At 41.2% G+C, this 20,314-nt stretch carries 15 protein-coding genes and 1 tRNA gene; 7 read left to right on the top strand and 9 right to left on the bottom strand.

Annotation, left to right across the window (positions count from 1 at the left end):
• Nucleotides 1-76: 76 nt before the first annotated feature.
• Together V7K50_RS15005 and V7K50_RS15000 are read left to right on the top strand one after the other, a co-directional pair.
• Entirely contained in the window at nucleotides 77-334 is a 258-nt protein-coding gene (locus V7K50_RS15005; protein ID WP_334961253.1) for an Asr1405/Asl0597 family protein, read from the top strand.
• A gap of 55 nt (nucleotides 335-389) precedes the next feature.
• Nucleotides 390-1,067, top strand: a complete 678-nt coding sequence (locus tag V7K50_RS15000; RefSeq protein WP_334961251.1) for a (2Fe-2S) ferredoxin domain-containing protein — start codon at nucleotides 390-392, stop codon at nucleotides 1,065-1,067.
• Between the two features lie 244 nt (nucleotides 1,068-1,311).
• On the opposite strand, the gene V7K50_RS14995 is transcribed toward V7K50_RS15000, so the two are convergent.
• Nucleotides 1,312-2,817: a sensor histidine kinase gene (locus V7K50_RS14995; RefSeq protein ID WP_334961249.1), complete on the bottom strand. Its 1,506-nt coding sequence runs from the start codon at nucleotides 2,815-2,817 to the stop codon at nucleotides 1,312-1,314.
• Nucleotides 2,818-3,205: 388 nt separating this feature from the next.
• On the opposite strand from V7K50_RS14995, the gene V7K50_RS14990 reads away from it, so the two are divergent.
• Nucleotides 3,206-6,148, top strand: a complete 2,943-nt coding sequence (locus tag V7K50_RS14990) for a hypothetical protein (protein WP_334961247.1) — start codon at nucleotides 3,206-3,208, stop codon at nucleotides 6,146-6,148.
• Nucleotides 6,149-6,470: 322 nt separating this feature from the next.
• Here the strand turns inward: V7K50_RS14990 and V7K50_RS14985 are convergent, their stop codons facing one another.
• Entirely contained in the window at nucleotides 6,471-7,403 is a 933-nt protein-coding gene (locus tag V7K50_RS14985) for a serine hydrolase (RefSeq protein ID WP_334961245.1), read from the bottom strand.
• Nucleotides 7,404-7,412: 9 nt separating this feature from the next.
• On the opposite strand from V7K50_RS14985, the gene V7K50_RS14980 reads away from it, so the two are divergent.
• Both V7K50_RS14980 and V7K50_RS14975 read left to right on the top strand, forming a co-directional pair.
• The gene (locus tag V7K50_RS14980; RefSeq protein ID WP_334961243.1) at nucleotides 7,413-8,141 is read left to right on the top strand and encodes a C40 family peptidase; all 729 of its coding nucleotides are present in this window, start codon (nucleotides 7,413-7,415) and stop codon (nucleotides 8,139-8,141) included.
• 14 nt (nucleotides 8,142-8,155) lie between these two features.
• Nucleotides 8,156-9,178: a glycosyltransferase family 2 protein gene (locus V7K50_RS14975; protein ID WP_334961241.1), complete on the top strand. Its 1,023-nt coding sequence runs from the start codon at nucleotides 8,156-8,158 to the stop codon at nucleotides 9,176-9,178.
• Nucleotides 9,179-9,562: 384 nt separating this feature from the next.
• Here V7K50_RS14975 and V7K50_RS14970 read toward each other — a convergent pair whose 3' ends face one another.
• The 6 genes from V7K50_RS14970 to V7K50_RS14945 form a co-directional block, all read right to left on the bottom strand.
• Nucleotides 9,563-10,069, bottom strand: coding sequence for a hypothetical protein (locus V7K50_RS14970; RefSeq protein ID WP_334961239.1), 507 nt, complete (start codon nucleotides 10,067-10,069; stop codon nucleotides 9,563-9,565).
• Between the two features lie 86 nt (nucleotides 10,070-10,155).
• A complete protein-coding gene (locus tag V7K50_RS14965) occupies nucleotides 10,156-11,685 on the bottom strand; it encodes a bifunctional aminoglycoside phosphotransferase/ATP-binding protein (protein WP_334961237.1) in 1,530 nt (509 codons plus the stop codon).
• A gap of 82 nt (nucleotides 11,686-11,767) precedes the next feature.
• A complete protein-coding gene (locus V7K50_RS14960) occupies nucleotides 11,768-12,367 on the bottom strand; it encodes a 50S ribosomal protein L25/general stress protein Ctc (RefSeq protein WP_334961235.1) in 600 nt (199 codons plus the stop codon).
• Nucleotides 12,368-12,515: 148 nt separating this feature from the next.
• Nucleotides 12,516-13,859 carry an adenylosuccinate synthase gene (locus V7K50_RS14955; protein WP_334961233.1) on the bottom strand — a complete coding sequence of 448 codons (1,344 nt, stop codon included), beginning with the start codon at nucleotides 13,857-13,859 and terminating at the stop codon, nucleotides 12,516-12,518.
• Nucleotides 13,860-14,203: 344 nt separating this feature from the next.
• Nucleotides 14,204-14,276, bottom strand: a tRNA-Glu gene (locus tag V7K50_RS14950).
• Between the two features lie 5 nt (nucleotides 14,277-14,281).
• Nucleotides 14,282-15,451 (bottom strand): SDR family oxidoreductase, encoded by a 1,170-nt coding sequence (locus V7K50_RS14945; RefSeq protein WP_334961231.1) that lies wholly within the window; start codon nucleotides 15,449-15,451, stop codon nucleotides 14,282-14,284.
• Nucleotides 15,452-15,701: 250 nt separating this feature from the next.
• On the opposite strand from V7K50_RS14945, the gene V7K50_RS14940 reads away from it, so the two are divergent.
• Complete coding sequence (locus V7K50_RS14940) at nucleotides 15,702-17,903, top strand: PAS domain S-box protein (RefSeq protein ID WP_334961230.1); 2,202 nt, start codon at nucleotides 15,702-15,704, stop codon at nucleotides 17,901-17,903.
• A 379-nt stretch (nucleotides 17,904-18,282) separates the two neighbouring features.
• Here the strand turns inward: V7K50_RS14940 and V7K50_RS14935 are convergent, their stop codons facing one another.
• Nucleotides 18,283-18,603: a hypothetical protein gene (locus tag V7K50_RS14935; protein ID WP_334961228.1), complete on the bottom strand. Its 321-nt coding sequence runs from the start codon at nucleotides 18,601-18,603 to the stop codon at nucleotides 18,283-18,285.
• A 676-nt stretch (nucleotides 18,604-19,279) separates the two neighbouring features.
• On the opposite strand from V7K50_RS14935, the gene V7K50_RS14930 reads away from it, so the two are divergent.
• Nucleotides 19,280-20,281, top strand: a complete 1,002-nt coding sequence (locus V7K50_RS14930; RefSeq protein ID WP_334961226.1) for a phosphodiester glycosidase family protein — start codon at nucleotides 19,280-19,282, stop codon at nucleotides 20,279-20,281.
• The last annotated feature ends 33 nt before the right edge of the window (nucleotides 20,282-20,314 follow it).

The following is a 20,314-nucleotide window of genomic DNA, read 5'->3' as shown; positions in this document are numbered from 1 at the left end:
TCCTAAGACTTTCAAAAAGCCGGGAGTTAAATCTGGGTAGTTACTGCAAGTCTGTTGCACTTTGAGGGCAATTCTCTTGAAATCGTTTAGTTCAGAAACAGAAATAAACCACCTTGTAGAGGTGAATTGGGCAGACAGGTGGCAAGTCTATCAACGCCTAAAGGAGTTAGACATTCCCTGTAGTTGTGCGGCTAACCAGCAATTAAAAGTTGAAATTGAGAATCCTACTGCTGGTGTTCAACTTTGGAGTGTGATACGGCGATTTGCAGCCTCTCGTCAAGACCAGATTTGGACTCTTGAGCGTTGCTGGCAGAGTCGGTACCAACAGTTATAATCTGCTGAAAATATCTCACTTGATAGCTTGTACTAGTTGGAAATAGGTTAAAAAAATGAGTAGATCCCAGGCTACAGAAGTATCAGAATTTTGCCTTGAAGGTAGGTTTATAGATTTTGTTATTAAAGATGGCTATAAGCTTAAAGGCTTACTGCTAGGGACTCATGATGGTGAGTCCTACATTAAACTAGCTAAACATTTACGGGCTGCTTTTGACTTGCGGTTAGCACCAGGGACTTGGCTGCAAGTTGTTGGTTACAAAAAATATGATTTGAAGGATGGCACAGTCACTCTGAAAGCTGAACGTGTAATGGCGGCGCGTTATGACATAGGAAAAGTTGAAGCGATCGCACCACTACAAGAACCCCCAGCGACTGATCATACCAAGGTAAAATCAGCAAAGACTAAAGCAACAATTTTGGTCTGTCAAAAGTCTGATTGCATGAAACGCGGTGGTAACGGGGTTTGTCAGGCGTTGGAGGCGGCTTTAAGCGATCGCGGTTTAGAAGACCAAGTTACAATCAAGGGCACTGGTTGTATGAAAAATTGTAAAGCTGGGCCTAACTTAGTTATGCCAGATAAAACCCGCCATAGCCGAATTCAAGCGGCACAAATCCCGGCGTTGATGGATAAGCATTTTGGCGACAAGAGTTTGTCAGCGCCGCCTGATAATTTAAGGGAAGTGGCAACATCTAATGGGAAACTTTGGGGAAGTCCCATAATGAAATCTTGACATTTTAATGAGAAAGATTAATAATATCTTTTCAAGTGTGTTCCATTAATATTCGGCAGTAAGCTTTGTTAAAAGTTTGCAATAGAATCAAAAAACTGGTCTTAACTAAGACCAGTTTTTTGATTGAATAGGGTTTCTATTGAGCAATTTTTAACGGGGATGCTCTGATAACCATTATTATATGGATTAATAAATTTATTTACTTTTCTACATCTATCACAGGAAACAAAAATTTCTGACCAAATTAAGACTCAAGAGTTATTGGTAAAGTGACAGTAAAGGTGGTGTCGATGCCTTGGGTACTTTCAACTTGAACATGACCCTGATGATGTTCGACAATAGCTTGAGCGATCGCTAATCCTAACCCTGAACCAGTAGCGCTGGCTGTAGCTGTATTCGCAGTCCGATGAGTACGTGCCCGATCTACCCGATAAAACCGATCAAACAAGCGTGGTAATGCTTCCGCCGGAATTCCAACTCCAGTATCACTCACTTTAACTTGCAACTGGGCACTGGTATGACGTAGCCCAGAAACCCGATTTATTCCCTCTATCCGCGCCAACTCCACTTTCACCCGTCCACCTGCTGGAGTGTAATGCAAGGCGTTAGCAATTAAATTTGTGAACAGCCGCACTAATTGATCCCAATTGCCCACAAGAGTAAACCAATTTTCTAGTAATTCGGGGCTAGTTTCAGAAGGGGGAGGATCAACTAAGTGTAGAGAAAGTGCAATTTCTTTTTCAGGGACTAACAATTGTTGTTCTTCAACCACCTCCATCAGCAAAGCATCTAGTGGACAAGGTGAAAAAGCATCTTTACTAATACCACTATCCTGGCGTGCTAGGAAGAGTAAGTCATTGACTAACTTACCCAAACGCTGCGTTAACCGTTCCACCACCTTTAACTGTTGCCGATACTGCAAAGAAGTAGTCGCTTCTGCCTCTGCTAAATCCAAGTCAGCAAGAGCAACTTGCACATTGGTTTGAATCAAAGTAATGGGACTTCTAAGTTCATGGGAAGCATCAGCAGTGAATTGCTTGAGGCGTTGGTAAGACTCACCTACAGGTTCCATCGCTTTACCCGAAAGAAACCAACCACTTGCACCTACAGAAAGCACCATTAACCCAATACCTAGCGCCAAATCAAAAATTAACTGGCGACTGGGTTTAGTGACTTCAAACCAGGGATGACTAACACGCAGATATCCTAATACCTGCCGTCCCACTTCTACCCGTTGGGTAACTTGTCGCAATAACAGTGGGGAAGGTGGGGCCCCCTCTGGGGATAAGGGGTAATGGGGAGTTATGAGTTTTGAATTTTGAATTTTGAATTTTGAATTTCCACTCTCTCCCCTGACTACGCGCACAGTTTCACCACTGCGGTTGGCACGAATGGGAATATTTAGGGGTTCGGATAGCGTTGACCAAAGTAATTTACCAGTGGGGCTAAACCATTCTAGGTCAATGTGATCATCTTCTACGGCGTCAGTATTGTCACTGAAACTGGCTTCTACATTAATGCGAAATTTATCTGCATCAGCATTAATTGGTTCCAATATGAGCGTAGATGCACAGCGAGTGGTTGTAAGACAACGCTCGACTATTTCCACTACATGATTAAGGGTATCATCAATCCGCTCAACCAGTGTACCACGGACGTATAAATAAACCCCACTGGCAAACAGTAGTAGTAATACAGCAGTGACAGTAGTGTACCAAATCGCCAAACGGCGGCGAGTAGCCTGAAACATATTTTTTCACCTACTTTTTTGACTGAATATCTTCACATTACGTGTTTATACGGCTAAAAAATAGCTGACTTTTCTAGCTCTAGTGATTTTGCTGAGGTTTAATGATTGCTGAAGAATTACACTTTTCTTGCAGTAAATCTGCTTAGTCCTATTTTATTGCTTACAGCCAAGATCAGAAAATCGCTTTTATTTGGGTATCTATATCGAATTAACGAAAACGATTATTGAATGCATTCAAGTAAACAAAAAACTCCGAGTTTTGAAAATCAAATCATGATTAATTTCTGATAAAGAAGAATTATGTTTCGCACATAAAGCAAATAAGGAAAATATTAAATAATTTGAATTTATTTTTATTATTGAATCTAAAAAATAGCACACTTGTATTGTGGAAAACTGTAAATCTTCAAGTCCAATAATTGCAAATTTCTCACGAATCAGATTCAAGAAAAATATAAAAGCAATTGTAAGTTGCTTTTTATTTTCAACAATATTGTTCAAAATAATCCTAGTTCAATTTTCTGCGATCGCTTTAGAATCTGACGCTAAAAAAAATATTGGCTTGTCTGTAAACAATAATCCAAATGCTACTAACAATTCACTCAAGTCGGATAAATCAGATAACTCAGATAACTCTCAAAGCAAAGTCCTGTTAAAAAAAACTTTAAAAGAGCCTACTTCTCATTTAGATAAAACCAAACAGTTATCCAAATTTACCATAGCTGACATTATCCCAATTGAAGAATATAAAATAGAACCTCCCAAGCCACCTGATGAAGGTAATGAGAAGACTCAACCGAATACAACTAAGCCATACACACCAACACAACAAATACTAATAGAAAAGCTGCGTAATTCAAAAAAACAACAACAAACAAAACAAAAGCAAATAATTCTTGATGCCCTCACCCTTAGTTCTAATAAATATCCTTGGATTGTTAACCCAACGGATAACCTGACGTTTTCCACAGAATTATTTAAGCCAAATGAGGATGAAAGTTATATAGATACAGACATAAGTGTGAGATTTTCTGGAAACAATCAGATTATTAATAAATTTACTTATGCTAAATTTCCAAAAACTGACCAATTTTACTGGGTTCTCGATAACAATAGAATAGTAGTTGAAACTAAAGGCTCCCAATTCGGTATCCTCTCTCAAGGAAGACAAACTAATACTTATATCACCCAAAAAGTTACTTCACAGCAGGCATTTTGGGGATTGCAAACTCTGTTTGCTATACCTACAGACTTTCAAAAATTAATTGGACAAGTTGATACTCAGAATTTTTCTATAACTTCAATAGCAGGACAATTGATAAATCCTGAAGGCATACCTGCTGGTAAAGTTGTGATTAATAGTGGCATTGACTTAAACAGTCCAAATGTCACAGTTCTCAAAAATCCTATTCCAAATCTTGGTAGTGGCTCTACTTTGAGTGTTAATGGTGGAGAAGCTTTATTTCAAGCTTTAGATGCTAGCAATGCTCCCAAAATTCTGCAAGGCTTTCCAACGAACAATATACAACCTTTACTAGATAATGGAAATGTCAAACTCAAAGTAGGTGAGATTATTCCTAAAAGCGCTCTAGAAGCTACTGGTATCTTCTGGGGAAATATTTTGACGGGAGAAGGCTTTGGTTTTACTGCTCCCGTCTCTTCCTTTCCAGGTATTAAGATTGCTCAACTTGGAAAATTTGATAACTTTGATTTGTTAAATGTAGCAGTTAATCCTTTTCTTTCTCAATCCGAGAAAGACTTTCATTATCTTAACTCTTTAGAGTGGCTATCTTTAGGAAGAAGACAACCTGTATTTAAGACACTATCTCAAACTGAAGAAACTTCTGATTGGCACAGAATTTATGTTAGCCATCCTCATAATCGCAGCTTGATTCAATATGACCCAGTTACAGCTAAAGCTACCTATACTAATATTTTTTCTGCTCCAGGATTATCTCTAACAGCTAAAATAAGTGATGCTAGTGTTGATGCTATTCAATCAGTGAATTCTACATTAGGTCTGCTATTAGGTGAAGTTTTTGAAGCTATTAAAATTGATAATATTCAACACGGTTTAGAAGAAGCTAGACAAAAGTTTAAGAATGGAGAAGGTTTTAGTCCTTTAAATACACCGACTACGGCTGAACAAAGAAGACAAATCAATAACAGACTGAATCGTACTTTATCTTATGCCAATGCAGCCAGTGGACTAGAGCAGGTATCTGGAACTTACACACTTCCCAGTAAAATCACTCCTAATAATTCCAGTATTTTACAAGTAAGAACGGGAAACTACAAACGAGCAGTTCAGTTTATTGAAAGAAATATTTCTATATTAAATGAAGGTGATACATTTTTTTCTGATCTCAGACTTTCTAATAAAACATTTGGGCCTCTGACATTCATTGGAATCCCAATTCCTTTAAATGATACTTCCATTAATCCTATTAACGAATCCTCTGCTGCGGAAGTAATTTTGACAAATCCCCAAGGGCAACAATTTGTACAAAAATTTAGTTCAGCAGATACTACAATAGTACCGATACAGGTGCGATCTGCTGATTTAGCATTCGATTATATGGAACTCACTAGAGTTGACAAAATAGGTATTAGTTTTAATAACTTTAGTGGTTATCTATCTTTACCAACAGTTGAATTATTAGCAGCAGGTTCTTCTGGAAATCTTAACTATAGTGCCAATTTAGGAACATGGTTTAATATAGATGCCAACTCTGCACCAGGCGTTTCCAATAATAATTTAGGGACGGAAGAACCAACTTTCGGTATCTATACTAATATACTTGTCAACTATATTAAAACTGATGTACTGTTAAATTCAGCCAAAAGACCTGTAGCTATTAATACTCACGTACCGTATTTGAGGCTTAACTGGAATAGTGCCTCTAATAAAAATAATCCTTTTTCTACTTACTTAAGTTATTTATATCAGCATCAAGAAAGAAATTTCGGTTTTTCCTTAGCTCCTGGTATCGCTTTTATTGAGAATAATAGCAATGGTGAATTCTTAGGTCTTTTTAATGGAGAATTTAGTACTAGTCATGGTTTAAATTTGAAGACAAATATAGAAATGGGCAAAGAATTATTCTTTCAATTTCAAGGATTACAACGAGTCAGTAAAAATATTTCTGCTGGTGTTTATCTAAAAAATTATAGTGTTAATAATCTAGGTTTGAGCAGCCGAGTTTCTGGCTTCAACTATGGAATCATTGTGAGGCACAATTTTCCAGATAATAGTGTATTTATAGAAACTCAAATTGGTACAGGCGAAAATGGGTTTGACCTCAAACTTCAAGGTGGTTATCGATTTTGATTCCGGTTCCCCCCTTAAGTAGGTAGGCGTAAATAATTATTGTTGGGATAAGGCAGGGAGCAGGGGGCAGGGAGCAGGGGGAAAAAGAGTTTGAGCCTTCTTTACTTTTCTTTACACAGTGTGGTTTTATTGTGCCCACTTACTTAAAAAGGCTTGATTGCAAGGTGGTTTCATCCGAAAAAATAAAAATATAGATGAAACCACCCTAAACTTAAAAAGGCTTGATCGGGGGGATCTAAAACCACTTAAAATCACGGACAACTACTTTACAAACAACCTCTAAGGACACAAAAGAAAAGTATTCTGGCGATGTAGGAGTAGATTATAGAGTAGCGATCGCTTCGGCAACGAGCTGAGAGACAAAGGGCAAAATAGCCTGACTCTTAGCTTGCGCTTTACCTTCAGTAAATACCACTAAGAGGTAAGGGCGCTGTTCTGGTAACTCAATATAGGCAACATCATGGCGAACTTGACTTGTCCAACCTGCCTTTGACCAAATTTGAGCATTTGGAGTTAGTCCACCACCTAAGAAACCCGTTACCTGATTTTCCTCGCCGTCAGGAGACAAATTATCGAGAGGACGTTTCAGCAAAGCCATCATTGCTTGCGATCGCCCACTGGAAACCGCCACTCCACCTACAATACTATGCAGTAACCTGGCGATCGCATTTGTTGTCACCATATTGCGATTTTCTAGTAACTCTCCCACAAATGCCCGTTCCCGTCCATAAGGGCCATCACCCCAAGTTTTTTGACAGACGTTAATCGTCTCTAATTCTTCCCAACCCAAAGATTGGTAATAGCGGTTAATAATATTACGCTGATATTTCCAAGTTTCAAATGGCCCAGTTGGTAACTCTGGCCCTGATGTGGTGCCACTCAAAATATCCACAACCAAGCTGGTAGCATCATTGCTAGAATCTACAATCATATCCCGCAAGGCTCGCTCCAACTCTTTGGAAGTCTGGCTCATACCTTTTTCTAGCCATTCATTTACCGCCACCAGGTAAAATAGCTTGACTACACTGGCGGGATAAATTCGCTCAACACCCCGATAAGTAAAACCACGAACTGGGTGATCCCAAAAAGCGTTGGGAGTCAGCGCACCACCAGTATTTACAAGTACTGGTGGATCGTAAACAACCCAAGTCAGGGCGATTTGATTACGGGCTAAGGTCGGAAACGCTGCCCAAGTTGCATCTAAAATGCCATTACCAAGATTTTCGAGCTGTTCGTCTTTATTAAAAAAAATCATTCTCTAATAATGTCCTTTAATCTAAAATCCCAAATGGTTCGACTGAGCGAAGCCGAAGTCCCAAATCCCAAATCAGGGGATTATCAGTGTTTAGCTGATCTGAATTTATATGATTCTCCTGAATGTATACGTTTAGCAACTCAAGCCGCATCTGGGCGACATTTATGGGTAACATCAAATCATGAAAATTTAGCCGTTGAGGTGTATCTGTGTGAAGATGACTATCCGGGATGGATATCGCTTTCAGATTTTGATTCATTACAATCTGCTACTGTACCTTATCAGGCTGCAATATTTTCTGAATCTGAAATTAAAAAACTCCTAGCAGAGGTTATCGCCTTTACTAAAAAAGCGATGCAACAATCAAATTATTACCTTTGGGGTGGTACGGTTGGGCCAAATTATGACTGTTCTGGGTTGATGCAGGCGGCCTTTGCTTCGGTGGGTATTTGGCTACCTAGAGATGCCTATCAACAGGAAGGATTTACCAAACCAATTACTATTGCAGAATTAGCAGCCGGGGATTTGGTATTTTTTGGAACTAGCGAAAAAGCAACCCATGTCGGACTTTATTTAGCCGATGGTTATTATATCCATAGTTCTGGGAAAGATCAGGGACGGGATGGGATTGGGATTGATATTCTCTCGGAACAGGGAGATACGGTTAGTCAGTCGTACTATCAGCAGCTGCGAGGGGCTGGTAGAGTTTTTAAGAGTTACGAACCACAGAGACGCTGAGGACGCTGAGGCTTATGAGGAGTGGGAAAGTTTATCAAGGGGTGATTGGGGAAAATGGGGCGATTTCAGCAATTGTCCCAGATGTTTCGGTGGTGGTGCCGATACATGACGAGGTGGAAAGTTTGCCGCTTTTACTAGAAGCGATCGCATCTACTTTATCCTTTAGTCAGATAAATTATGAAATCATTTGTGTGGATGATGGTTCTACAGATGGTTCTGGGGAATTTCTCAAAAAAGAGGCGCAAATCCGCACTGATTTAAAGGCGGTGATTTTACGTCGCAACTACGGACAAACTGCGGCGATGGCTGCGGGGTTTCATTATGCAGTGGGTAAAGCGATCGTCACTTTAGATGCTGATCTCCAGAATGATCCGGCGGATATCCCGATGTTATTAGCAAAGCTGGATGAGGGTTACGATTTGGTAAGTGGTTGGCGGCAAAAACGCCAAGATGGTGCCGTCAATCGGTTACTTCCTTCTAAAATTGCCAATTGGCTAATTCGGCGTACCACTAGCGTTAATATCCATGACTATGGCTGTTCCCTGAAAGCCTATCGTGCAGAGTTGTTGGCAGATATGAACCTCTACGGAGAATTACACCGGTTTTTACCTGCCCTGGCGTACATCGAAGGAGCGAGAATTACCGAAATGCCAGTGCGTCATCATGCCCGTCGCTTTGGTCACAGTAAATATGGGATTTGGCGGACATTCCGAGTATTAATGGATTTGTTAACCATTCTGTTTATGAAAAAGTTCCTCACCCGCCCAATGCACGTTTTTGGGCTATTGGGCTTGATTTCAATGGTTTCGGGGACTGCGATCGGAATTTACTTGACTTTCGTCAAATTGGCCTTAGGTGAGATGATTGGCAATCGCCCCTTGCTGATTTTAGCAGTTCTCCTGCTAGTAACTGGAGTGCAGTTGTTTTGTTTCGGTCTTTTGGCAGAATTGCTCATGCGTACATACCATGAATCCCAAGGACGGCCTATTTACCGCGTGCGAGAGGTGGTAGCAAAAAGAACCGATGTACTCTTTTAATTTGGTAATTTGGATAGAATAAAAACATCGCAAGGAGTCAATACTTCTCGGTTAATAATTAAGCGGTATTGAGAACAGAAAAGGAAAAATGTATAGCTATTTAGTGGAGCAATTATAGCGTTTCCCAATCATATTAGGTACGCCATAGTCCCCTCCTCGCTTGTGGTGAGGGGGGTGTGGTTTTTGTACCTCACTCAAGGGAGAACTGCCATAGAGCAAACCTAAGATTTTACAGGCTTGCCCAGTCCCCAGTCCCCAGCGATGCACTGAGCTTGTCGAAGTGTCCCCAGTCCCCAGTCCCCAGTCCCCAGTCCCCAGTCCCCAGTCCCCAGTCCCCAGTCCCCAGTCCCCAGTCCCCAGTCCCCAGTCCCCAGTCCCCAATCCCTACTTTTCCCAAAACCTGAAATTGAAACTACTTCCAGAAGTGCGACGGTAACGCTGGGTAGTTCTTCTTGTTTGCCGTTTGTTGATCCTCTCATTTGTTGGTTCAACTTCACCTTCTTCAGACTCTTCAACTTGCAACTGAGTTCTAGTTTCTTCCTTGCTTCCCCACCAAGCAGTAATCCAGCCTCCAGCTAAAGCGCCTATTCCACCTAGCAAGATACTCATGGGTGCTGGATATCCCAAATATACAAAACCAAGCATGAAAAATAACCAGTATTTCAATCCTGTATCGACACCATCAGAGGAGGCGACAGTTGGAGGCTGGGGACTATTACTGGTTGCATTTGTGATCCAGCTTAAGATGAAACCCCCCATGATACCTAAGAAGATGCTCAGAGGTAGTGCGGAGCCGGTCATTTTTAATATAAAAGCTAAAAATGCCCCAAATAACAGCTGAGAAAAGAAGCTGGGAGAAATACTGAAAAAATCGTTCTTTTTGTCTGCCATATCATCAAAAAAGACTATTAACTAATTATTAATTCGTAATTAGTAATTTTCAATTCAATTACGAATTAATAATTAATAATTATGAATTATTTTAATTGTGACTGTTGTGGTTGAGTTGTATCCCAAATCTTTAGGTAAGATTGTTCTTCTTCAGTGAAAGGTTCAGCTTGTTTAATTTGTGAGGCTAATAAATCGGCAGTGGCATCAGCGATATCACCAGTGCGGTTGTTCAGACGCTCTTTTAGAACTTCTAGCGGTGCTGTGCATTGGAAAATCTGAAGGGGAAGTTGGTGCTTTGTAGCTTGGGCGATCGCTTCTTGCCGTAACTGCTGTCTATCATACTTGGCATCCAAAATTACACAAAAACCTTGTTTAGCCAGTATAATCCCCAATTCCAACAACCGTGTGTAAGTTTTCTCGGTCATCTCAGGTGTATACAAATCATCGCCACCCTTTTCCCACAAGGGAATTCCCCCTAAATGTTTCCGCACTGCATCTGAACGCAGATGAATCGCTCCCAGTTGACGGGCTAAATACTTTGCTGTGGTACTTTTACCAGAACCCGACAACCCCGACATCAAAATTAGTTGTCCCAGTTTTGGTTTAGTGTACTCCCAAGCCTGTTTGTAATAGTCAGCAGCAGTTTTTGTCGCCTCTTCCTTTACCGTCGCGGGTACACTCCCATCGTCGAGCAAAAATGATGTCACCTTTGCCCGGACATAAGCCTGACGACTTAAATACAAGGGCAATACCTGTAGGCCTTCCCAGTCTCCAGTTTGCTCTATATAAGCATTCAAAAACGCATTACCCAAATCTTGGCGCTGACGAGCTGACAAATCCATCACCGTGAAGGCCACATCGTACATCACATCGACAAAACGAAATGGCTCATTAAACTCAATGCAATCGAATAGCAAGATTTTATCGTGCCACAGAGCAATATTTTTCAGGTGTAAATCTCCGTGACATTCACGAATATAATCGTTGTGAATTCTGCTAGCAAATAATTCTGGACGTTCTGCAAAAAAGTTATCTGTATATTGCTTTGTTTCTGTAAATTGCGCCTGAGTTTGGGGACCACCAATATACTTCTCAGTTTGCTCATAATTCTCATCAAAGGCAGCCCGGACTTTTGGCACTTCACCAAAAGTGCGAATGTAATCGTTCGTTTGTGCGTCGGCATGGTATTGAGCCACCACCCGTCCCAACTCTTCTAGGCGTGTCTCATTTAACTTACCCTCTTCAAAGAGTGTACTTAATAGCGACTCTTGAGGAAACTGGCGCATCTTCAGCACATATTCTACAGCCTCGCCCGTTCCCCCTAACTGGTATTGCTCCCCTACCAAAGTTATGGGCAAAACTTCTAAATACAGTTCACCAGCACCCCGTTGATTTAACCGCAACTCTTCGTGACAAAAATGCTGCCGCTTCTCTAAGGTGGAAAAGTCCAAAAAGCCAAAATTCACAGGTTTTTTCAGCTTATAGGCATAATCTCCAGTTAACAACACATAAGAAATATGGGTTTGAATTAGTTGAATAGGTTCTGTTACCGCATGGGGATAAAATCCAGGCTGCAACATTTGCTGAACTAAAACTGGAAGAGTCGCTTCTGTCATCTCTGGCCTCTGCGGTTCAAATACAAAAAAACCAGGAGTTTCCCCCTGGTATCATCAAAAATTATTACACAGTTTATCTAGCTTAAGAAGCTACTTCAGTTTCTGTCCCAGCATCAGCAGCGCTAATTTGCGGTGGCAAAACGCTCACAACAAGTCGCTCCAATTCAGCTAAAGGTGTTACACCTTCAGGAAAGGGGATATCACTAATACTCAAGCTGTCTCCAATTTGCAGGTTAGAGACATCGATTTCTATTACATCTGGGATGTTTTCTGGCGCACAACTCACTTGCAATTCAGAGATTACGGTGTCTAACACACCACCATCTTGTTTAACACCAATAGCAGTTCCCACAAAACGCAACCGAACTCCTACGGTAGTGTCGCCGTGGCCGGCAACTGCGAAAAAGCTGAGGTGGTAAGGTGTACCTTTTGCTGGATGGATTTGAAGTTCCCGCAGTAAGGCTTTACCGCGCCAAGGTACATCAGGAATGTTTAAATCAATCAAGGTGTTGTTGACTGAAGCTCTTTTGAGCAAGCGCTCAACAACTTTGGCATTAATGGTTAAAGAAATGGATTCTGTACCCTTATGACCATACAAATTGGCAGGTACCAATCCCGAACGGCGCAAAGCTCTTGGCTTGCTGCCTTCTGGACGTTTTTGAGATTCGACTGTAATAGCCATAGAAGTTGTTAGTTGTTAATTAGAGTTAGGAGTTAGGAGTTAGGAGTTAGGAGTTAGGAGTTAGGGGTTAGGAGTTAGGAGTTAGGAGTTTTGATTTAATTACTCACTCTTCACTCTTTACTTTTAACTCTTAACTCCTCACTCTTAACTAAGCACTTAGCAAGGTTGCAGGTGTGCCGTCAGGGTGCAATAAAGCGCGTTTGGGACCGTGGATGGGGTCTTCTACAATTATGGTTTGATCGCGGCTGGCTCCGAGTGAGACGATCGCAATGGGGACTTCCATCAACCCGGCTAAGAATTTTACATACTCCAGTGCTTGCTGTGGCAAGTCTTCTAGGGTGCGGCAGTCAGTTGTTGACACTTGCCATCCTGGTAAGGTTTTGTAGATGGGGCGACATCTAGCAAATTTACGGGAACTGGTGGGGAAGTGTTCGCTACGTTGGCCATCTATGTCATAGGCGACACAAACTTGGATTGACTCTAATTCATCGAGAACATCCAGTTTGGTGAGCGCCATACAATCCATACCATTAATCCGCACGGCATAGCGACCGATGACGGCATCAAACCAGCCACAGCGCCGTTTGCGTCCGGTGGTTGTGCCAAACTCAGCACCGCGATCGCACAATAATTCGCCCAACTCTCCATGCAGCTCGGTGGGAAATGGTCCTTCTCCCACTCGTGTTGTATAGGCTTTTGAAACCCCAATAACCCGGTCAATCATTGTCGGGCCTACCCCTGTCCCAACGCAAGCCCCCCCTGCCACCGGGTTAGAGGAGGTGACATAAGGATAAGTTCCATGATCTAGATCGAGAAGCGTACCTTGTGCGCCTTCAAACAAAATATTGCGCCGTCGCTGAATCGCATCGGATATTTTCAACGATGTATCAATAACGTAAGGCCGCAAGCGTTCTGCATAACCCAAATACTGCTCAATTACCTCTTGTGGATCTAGAGGCGGCAAGTTGTAAAGTTTTTCTAAAATGACGTTTTTATAATTAATCGTCCACTCTAACTGCTCACGTAGCCCATCGGGGTCCATCAAGTCTAAAACCCGAATGCCTGTACGTTCAGATTTATCAGCATAAGTCGGCCCAATACCCCGACCTGTTGTGCCGATCTTATGGCTCCCCCGTCTTTCTTCCGATGCCTGATCAATCAATCGATGATAAGGCATCGTTACGTGGGCTGTCTCAGATATCAGCAGGTGGTCAGTGGAAATATTTAATTCTTTTAGTTGGTCGATTTCTGCAATCAAAATCTGTGGATCGATGACTGTTCCACAGCCGATAATGCAATCGGTATTTGGATACAAAATCCCAGAGGGAATCAAGTGCAGTTTCAAGGTCTGACCTTTAACTACAATCGTGTGTCCAGCATTGACACCCCCTTGATAACGCACCACAACATCTGCGGAACGGCTGAGTAAGTCAGTTATTTTACCTTTTCCTTCATCGCCCCATTGGGCACCTATGACAATGACGTTAGCCAAGAGCTTATATTAAGAAGTAAAGTTTCCACAAACTATTATTATTGGCATAATATGTGAATCATGTCAAGAATTAAATTTACCCAATTTATCCGGGTGGGGGTGTCTAAAACGTTTTCCCACCGAGAAGAGGACTTTTCAAACAACCTCTAAAGGCACTCTCAAAAAACTTAGTTGCTAATATATCTTGAAGCGGATTGGGTTTTGCGGGGTCATAGCAATTTGAGATTTGAGATTTTTGATTAAAAGACTCACGATTCTACTCTCGCAAAAAGGGCAATGACGGGAATTGCACCCGTGTCTCCTGGTGTACTCCAAGGAATTCTACTGTTTGAACTACGTTGCCCTGGCAGCGAACCGAATCGAACGGCTGTCTTTCGCCTTGAACAGGCGGACACTTTACCATTAAGCTACACTGCCAGAAATTACCAATCTGTTTCTCTATAGTCTTTAAATAATCTAGCAAAAGGTGTTTTACCTTGGTTAATTCCTAGATAAATTGGGTCACAAATGCGTGCAGCTGCATCATTGATATCAAAGGGAGGGTAAATGCCACGTTCTTGCATAGATTTTGCTTGATTATAAGGGTGTTGAAAGCTAATCCATCCAGGGTCTACTGCATTCATAAAAATACGATGTTTGGCGTATTCTTTGGCACAGGTACGGGTCATTTGATTGAGAGCAGCCTTTGCCATATTGGTGTGGGGATGTCGCCAGGGTTTGTCAACACCGTTAAATCGCCCTTCCATTGAAGAAACATTAATGATGTATTTATTAGTTTCTTTGGAGTTGCTCATTAATGGCTTGAGTCTGCTGTTAATGACAAATGGAGCGATCGCATTAATTATATGCACTTCCAATAATTCTAAAATGCTGACTTGCTCATCCTTCATCAGCCAGCTATTAAAGGGACGCAAGTCAAGTTGTTGCCCATCACCGGTATACTCTCCTAAAGGGAAAAAAGCCGAATTATCTATGCTGTCTTCGGGAATCAAAGGAATCTGGGAGAGAAAAGGAGAATTTTCGGTAAATGTGGCTTCTTTTTCTTCTTTACTAGCTAATAGTGCCGAATTCTCAGTATTCAACGCATGATTATGGCTTACTAACCCCTGTATTTCTGGCGGTAGTTTCCCGAAAGACAGTGATTCAAACTCAATTAAATGACGATAAAATGCAGGCGGATGACGCACTGTTTGCGCTGCATTATTGATAATAATGTCGAGTCGCGGGTAAAACTTGCAAATGTGTTGGGTAAATTGCTCAACACTATGGAGATGACGCAAATCGAGTCCGTAAATTTGCAACCGATGTTGCCATTCTAGAAAATCTGGTTCTGCTGCGTACCTTTTTGCCGCATCATGGGGAAAACGGCTTGTTGCGATCACAGTTGCACCATCTCGCAACAGTCTCAGCGCTACCCCATAACCAATCTTTACCCTGGCTCCTGTGACAACGGCAATCATCCCCCGTAAATCAGCAGTTTGCTGACGCTTGCTGAAATTAAGATTTCCACACTCAACACAGAGTCCAGTGTAAAAGCTATGACTCTGTAAAAAAGTTGTCTTGCAGACAATACAATGTGGTGGTTTGGTCATTAGTGATTTTTGGTATTATTGCCTACTCTCTGTTAATAGGCAATTTATCTGATCTAAACTGCACTGCCCAAATTACCGTAAAAATGAATTTATATTAAAAATTAGCGGATTTATTTGTGAATATTATGTATAAATCATCATCTCAAGAAATCCATATATTTACAACTTTAACAGATTGTATTTTGCTACCAGTGTTATCAAAAGCCTTAAAATATTGTCGGTATTTGTTTTTAATGTTTAATCTTAACTGATGCAGGTAATCTGCGGCAGAAGGGGCGATCGCATGAACAAAAAATCCTATAGAGTCCGAAAGCTGAAAGCAATATTCTTCCTAGCATTGGCAGTTGTATTGACTAATGCTGTAGTTTCATATAACAACACTGTTAAACTGATTCACAAGCAGCAAGAGGTGACATACTCGTATAAAGTTATTACACAAGTTGAAAGTATCCAATCTATCCTTAAAGATACTGAAACTGCACAACGTAATTACCTAATTACAGCAGATGCAGATGATTTACAAATCTATCTTGCAGCTGCTCAACAAACTAATAGCAATATTCAGATTCTCAGCAAGTTAACTGCTGATAACCATCATAAGCAGCAGTTGATTTCTTTGCTGAAGCCGGAAATTACCAAGAGACTCAACATTCTGCAACAAGAAATTTCCCTCAGACAAAACCAGGGATTAAAAGCAGTTCGGCAACTAATGTTATCTGATAAAGATCAGCAAATTGGCAAAGAAATCCAACAGCTAATTCACGACTCTTTAAAGACGGAGCATAATTTATTGCAGCAGGGAATGCAGCAGTCACAAGCAAGTTCCCAAAAGGCGATAGTGACATTTTTTATCGCTGCTGTTGTAGATTTGGTGCTGGTGGTATTGCTGTATGAATTGTTGTGGCGTTATATCAGGCAACTTCAGCAGACGGAGGTGGCCTTACGCCAAAGTGAAAATCGTTTACGAGCCATGATAGATGCAGAACCAGAATGCATCAAGTTAATTGCCAGGGATGGCACCCTTTTAGAAATTAATGCCGAAGGGCTGGCAATGATGGAAGTGGAAAGTGCTGATGTCTTGATTGGTAAACCAATTGATGCCGTAATTGTGCCAGAGTATAAAGCAGCCTTTGCCAACTTGCATGAAAGTATCTGCCAAGGTAACAAGGGGACTTTGGAGTTTGAAATCATTGGATTTCAAGGCACCCGCCGTTATATGGAAACTCATGGCGTACCACTGCGTAACGAATCTGATGGGACGTTCATCCATTTGGCAGTAACGCGAGATATAACCCAACAAAAACAAGCACAACAGAAAATCCGTGAACAAGGGTTGCTGCTGGATGTATCAACTGATGCGATTCTGGTACGAAATATCCACAACCAAATCTTGTTTTGGAATAAAGGCGCTGAACGTCTGCACGGGTGGAAGGCTGAGGAAGTTGTGGGTAAGAATGTTTTGCAGCTTTTGTATAAAGAGATTTCACCACAGCTAGAAGATGCTTACTTAAGGGTAATGAATACGGGTGAGTGGCGAGGTGAGTTGCATCAACTGACAAGGGAAGGCAAAGTAATTATTGTTGAAAGTCGGTGGACGCTGATCCGAGATGATGATGGACAACCCAAATCCATTTTGAGTGTGAACACCGAAATCACACAGCAGAAACAACTGGAAGCTCAACTTCTGCGATCGCAACGTTTGGAGAGTATGGGCACTCTAGCTGGCGGTATCGTTCATGACCTCAACAATATACTATCTCCAATTTTAATGGCAGTTCAACTGTTGCAGAAGAAATTGCCCGATCAGCAGAGTCAGCAAATACTGCAAACTTTAGAAAATAATGTTAAACGCGGCGCTAATTTACTCAAGCAAGTTTTGTCCTTTGCACGAGGTATTGAAGGCAAACAGACAATTGTCCAAATTCAGCCTTTGATGGCAGAAATTGAGCAAATTATCGCTCAAACATTCCCCGAATCCATCATTTGCCAAATAGATATCCCCAAAAATCTGTGGTACGTGCGTGGAGACACAACTCAACTACATCAGGTGCTGATAAATTTAGTAGTTAACGCCCGCGATGCTATGCCCAATGGCGGGATTTTAAGAATTGCGGCGGAAAATCTGGTGATTGGTGAACATTCTGCCCAGATAAATGTTGATGCGAAAGCGGGTTCTTATATTGCGATCGTGGTGACGGATACTGGTATGGGGATGTCGTCGTCAGTCCAGCAACGGATTTTTGAACCATTTTTTACTACCAAAGAAGTAGGAAAAGGTACAGGTTTAGGACTTTCCACGGCGTTGGGCATTATTAAGAATCACGGTGGTTTTGTCAATGTTTACAGTCAAGTAGGCAGAGGTACTCAATTTACAGCATACTTCCCTGCATCAACATTTAGAGACACACATTCACTTTCTCCAGAACTCGAATCAGTTACAGGAGATGGCTAATTTACAGCAGTTTTCATGTATTTGAACCACATCTGTCGTAGAGGCACAGCATTGCTGTGCCCCTACGACAGATGTGGTCTATTTACCTGAAAATAGCTGTATTTTGCTGGTTAAAATATCACAGACTACAAAAATCATATCAACCAAAAATTTCTATACAGGCTAAAAATTGCTTAATAGAAATAAAAAATATCAGTTAACATGATATGCCGTTATCACTATTCTTTTATCTGCACTATATACGGACTCGACTCTTGGATATTCGTTATGAATCCACCATACTTTTATTCTATTGGACTGTGCAGGTGCGCTACCTGAGATTGAATATCCTGCCTGAGTGATTAAGGTTTCAAAAGTATTTGAGTCGAGAACCGTACAATTAAAAGCTGTTAGTCCCTGTATCTGATGTCTGTTTAGGGTCATAGCTACCCTGGTAAGTCGTAAAAACTCTATACCCTGGTAATACTAAAGCGATTCCAGTATTACTGTGAATTTTACCAGGATATTTATAGGGAATATCATCTGGTACGCTCCCACCAAAGCGAAAACTAAAACCAAGTAGCCATATATACAAACCAGGTAGTAGTAAATCCATGCTATATGCAATAGCTCTCATTGCCTCATTTTCTTTGAAAGAAGCAGAATTTCTGGCTATAGCGAATTTTTTGGAGATGTTTTTCAGGTTTGTGGTTTCTAACATGGCCTTAATTTCAATCCTCAATAGGGATTTAGTAAGTTTCAAGCGTTTCAATCCCTATGAGGGATAAGGTGTTTTGCAACGGCTAAGGGATACGCAGGTAGGGAATGCACAAGGTTTCAATCCCTATAAGGGATAAGGTGTTTTGCAACCAGTATCCATATATATTGATATTAAAAAAATGCAATGTTTCAATCCCTATAAGGGATAAGGTGTTTTGCAACATCAATCAAACAATAGGCTAGTATCTTGCATTAACCCTTTCAATCCCTATAAGGGATAAGGTATTTTGCAACTTATATCTCAAATTATCAGGCAATTGTAAATAAATCAATACAAAGTTTACATTTATTTACTATTAATAAGATAGGAGGAAGAAGATAGAGGGAACAAGAATGAAATATTTTTCTAGCCTTTTTCCTTCTTCCCAATTAGATTTAGGACTTACGCAACTGGCACATTTTTTCTTGTAGGGTGTGTGACACTTCGAGGGATTATGTACGTAGCAATAAGGCTTTCGGTGTCATACACCAACTAACCGTTGTGACAATATCGTAAGTCCTGAGATTCTTAATTAAGCACTGCTCAGATACGCGATGTTTGAAATCGTACTTATCCTGTTGACCCTTGAGCCAAAGTAACAATGGGGAAAACATCTTTAAACGGTTAACTTCTGCCTGTGTTTCTGCTACACTACACCCTAAGCTATTTCGCTCGGTTGGGCGTGTGTAGACGTTCCAAAATTCAATCAAGTTTTGCGGTACGATGTGAAACTGTTCGCCGCGATCGCGTAAGTTTAAAAGTGAGAAAAATCAAACTACTGGCTTTGATATTAATTAGTTTGGCAATGGCATTATGGTTTAATTTGCATTCCTCCACACCGTCAATATCAACTGTTGCATCTTCACCACCAAAAACTATCCGCTACTTCGATCGCACTTTGCCCCAAAGCATAGCTCATATAGTGTCAATTCCAGCTAATAGCAGATTTTTGGTAACTCCGGCATTATCACAAAAGGTAGCCACTGTAGAGGAATTTGCCCAAAAGCATCGAGCCGTAGCTATTCTGAACGCAGGCTTTTTTGACCCAGCCAACCAAAAATCTACATCTTATATTGTTGTACAAGGAAAGTTGGTAGCTGACCCCAAGGAAAACGAGCGCCTGGTGAACAATCCCAACTTGAAACCTTATCTGGATCAAATTTTCAATCGCACAGAATTCCGCCGCTACTTATGTGGTCAAATTATCAGCTATTCCATTGCGGCACACAGTCAGTCACCACCAGCAGGTTGTCAGTTAGTCGATGCGATAGGTGCTGGGCCACGCCTATTACCAGAACTCGCATTAGTAAAAGAAGGCTTTGTGGATAATGCCAATAAACGAGATGCACTTGGCAGCAATCAACCCAATGCCAGAACTGCTGTGGGTATCACCCGTGATGGCAGCGTTATTTTAGTTATGGTGGCTCAAAAACCCTCGGCTCCCGCTAACTCTGGGGTGTCGTTGCTAGCATTAGCTAATTTTATGAAAACCCTTGGTGCTGATCAAGCGATGAATCTAGATGGAGGGAGTTCGTCTTCGCTTTATTACAATGGCAAAACCTTTTACGGGAAGGTTGATTTGGACGGAAATTCTATCAAGCGTCCGGTGAAGTCGGTTTTGCTGGTTCAGCAAAACTAGTAGTTATTTCGCCTTTCTCAGTTATATAGCAAG

Source organism: Nostoc sp. (assembly GCF_036917135.1).
GTDB lineage: Bacteria > Cyanobacteriota > Cyanobacteriia > Cyanobacteriales > Nostocaceae > Nostoc.
Note: the sequence above shows the minus strand (reverse complement) of the source record. Positions and strands in the feature narration are given on the sequence as shown.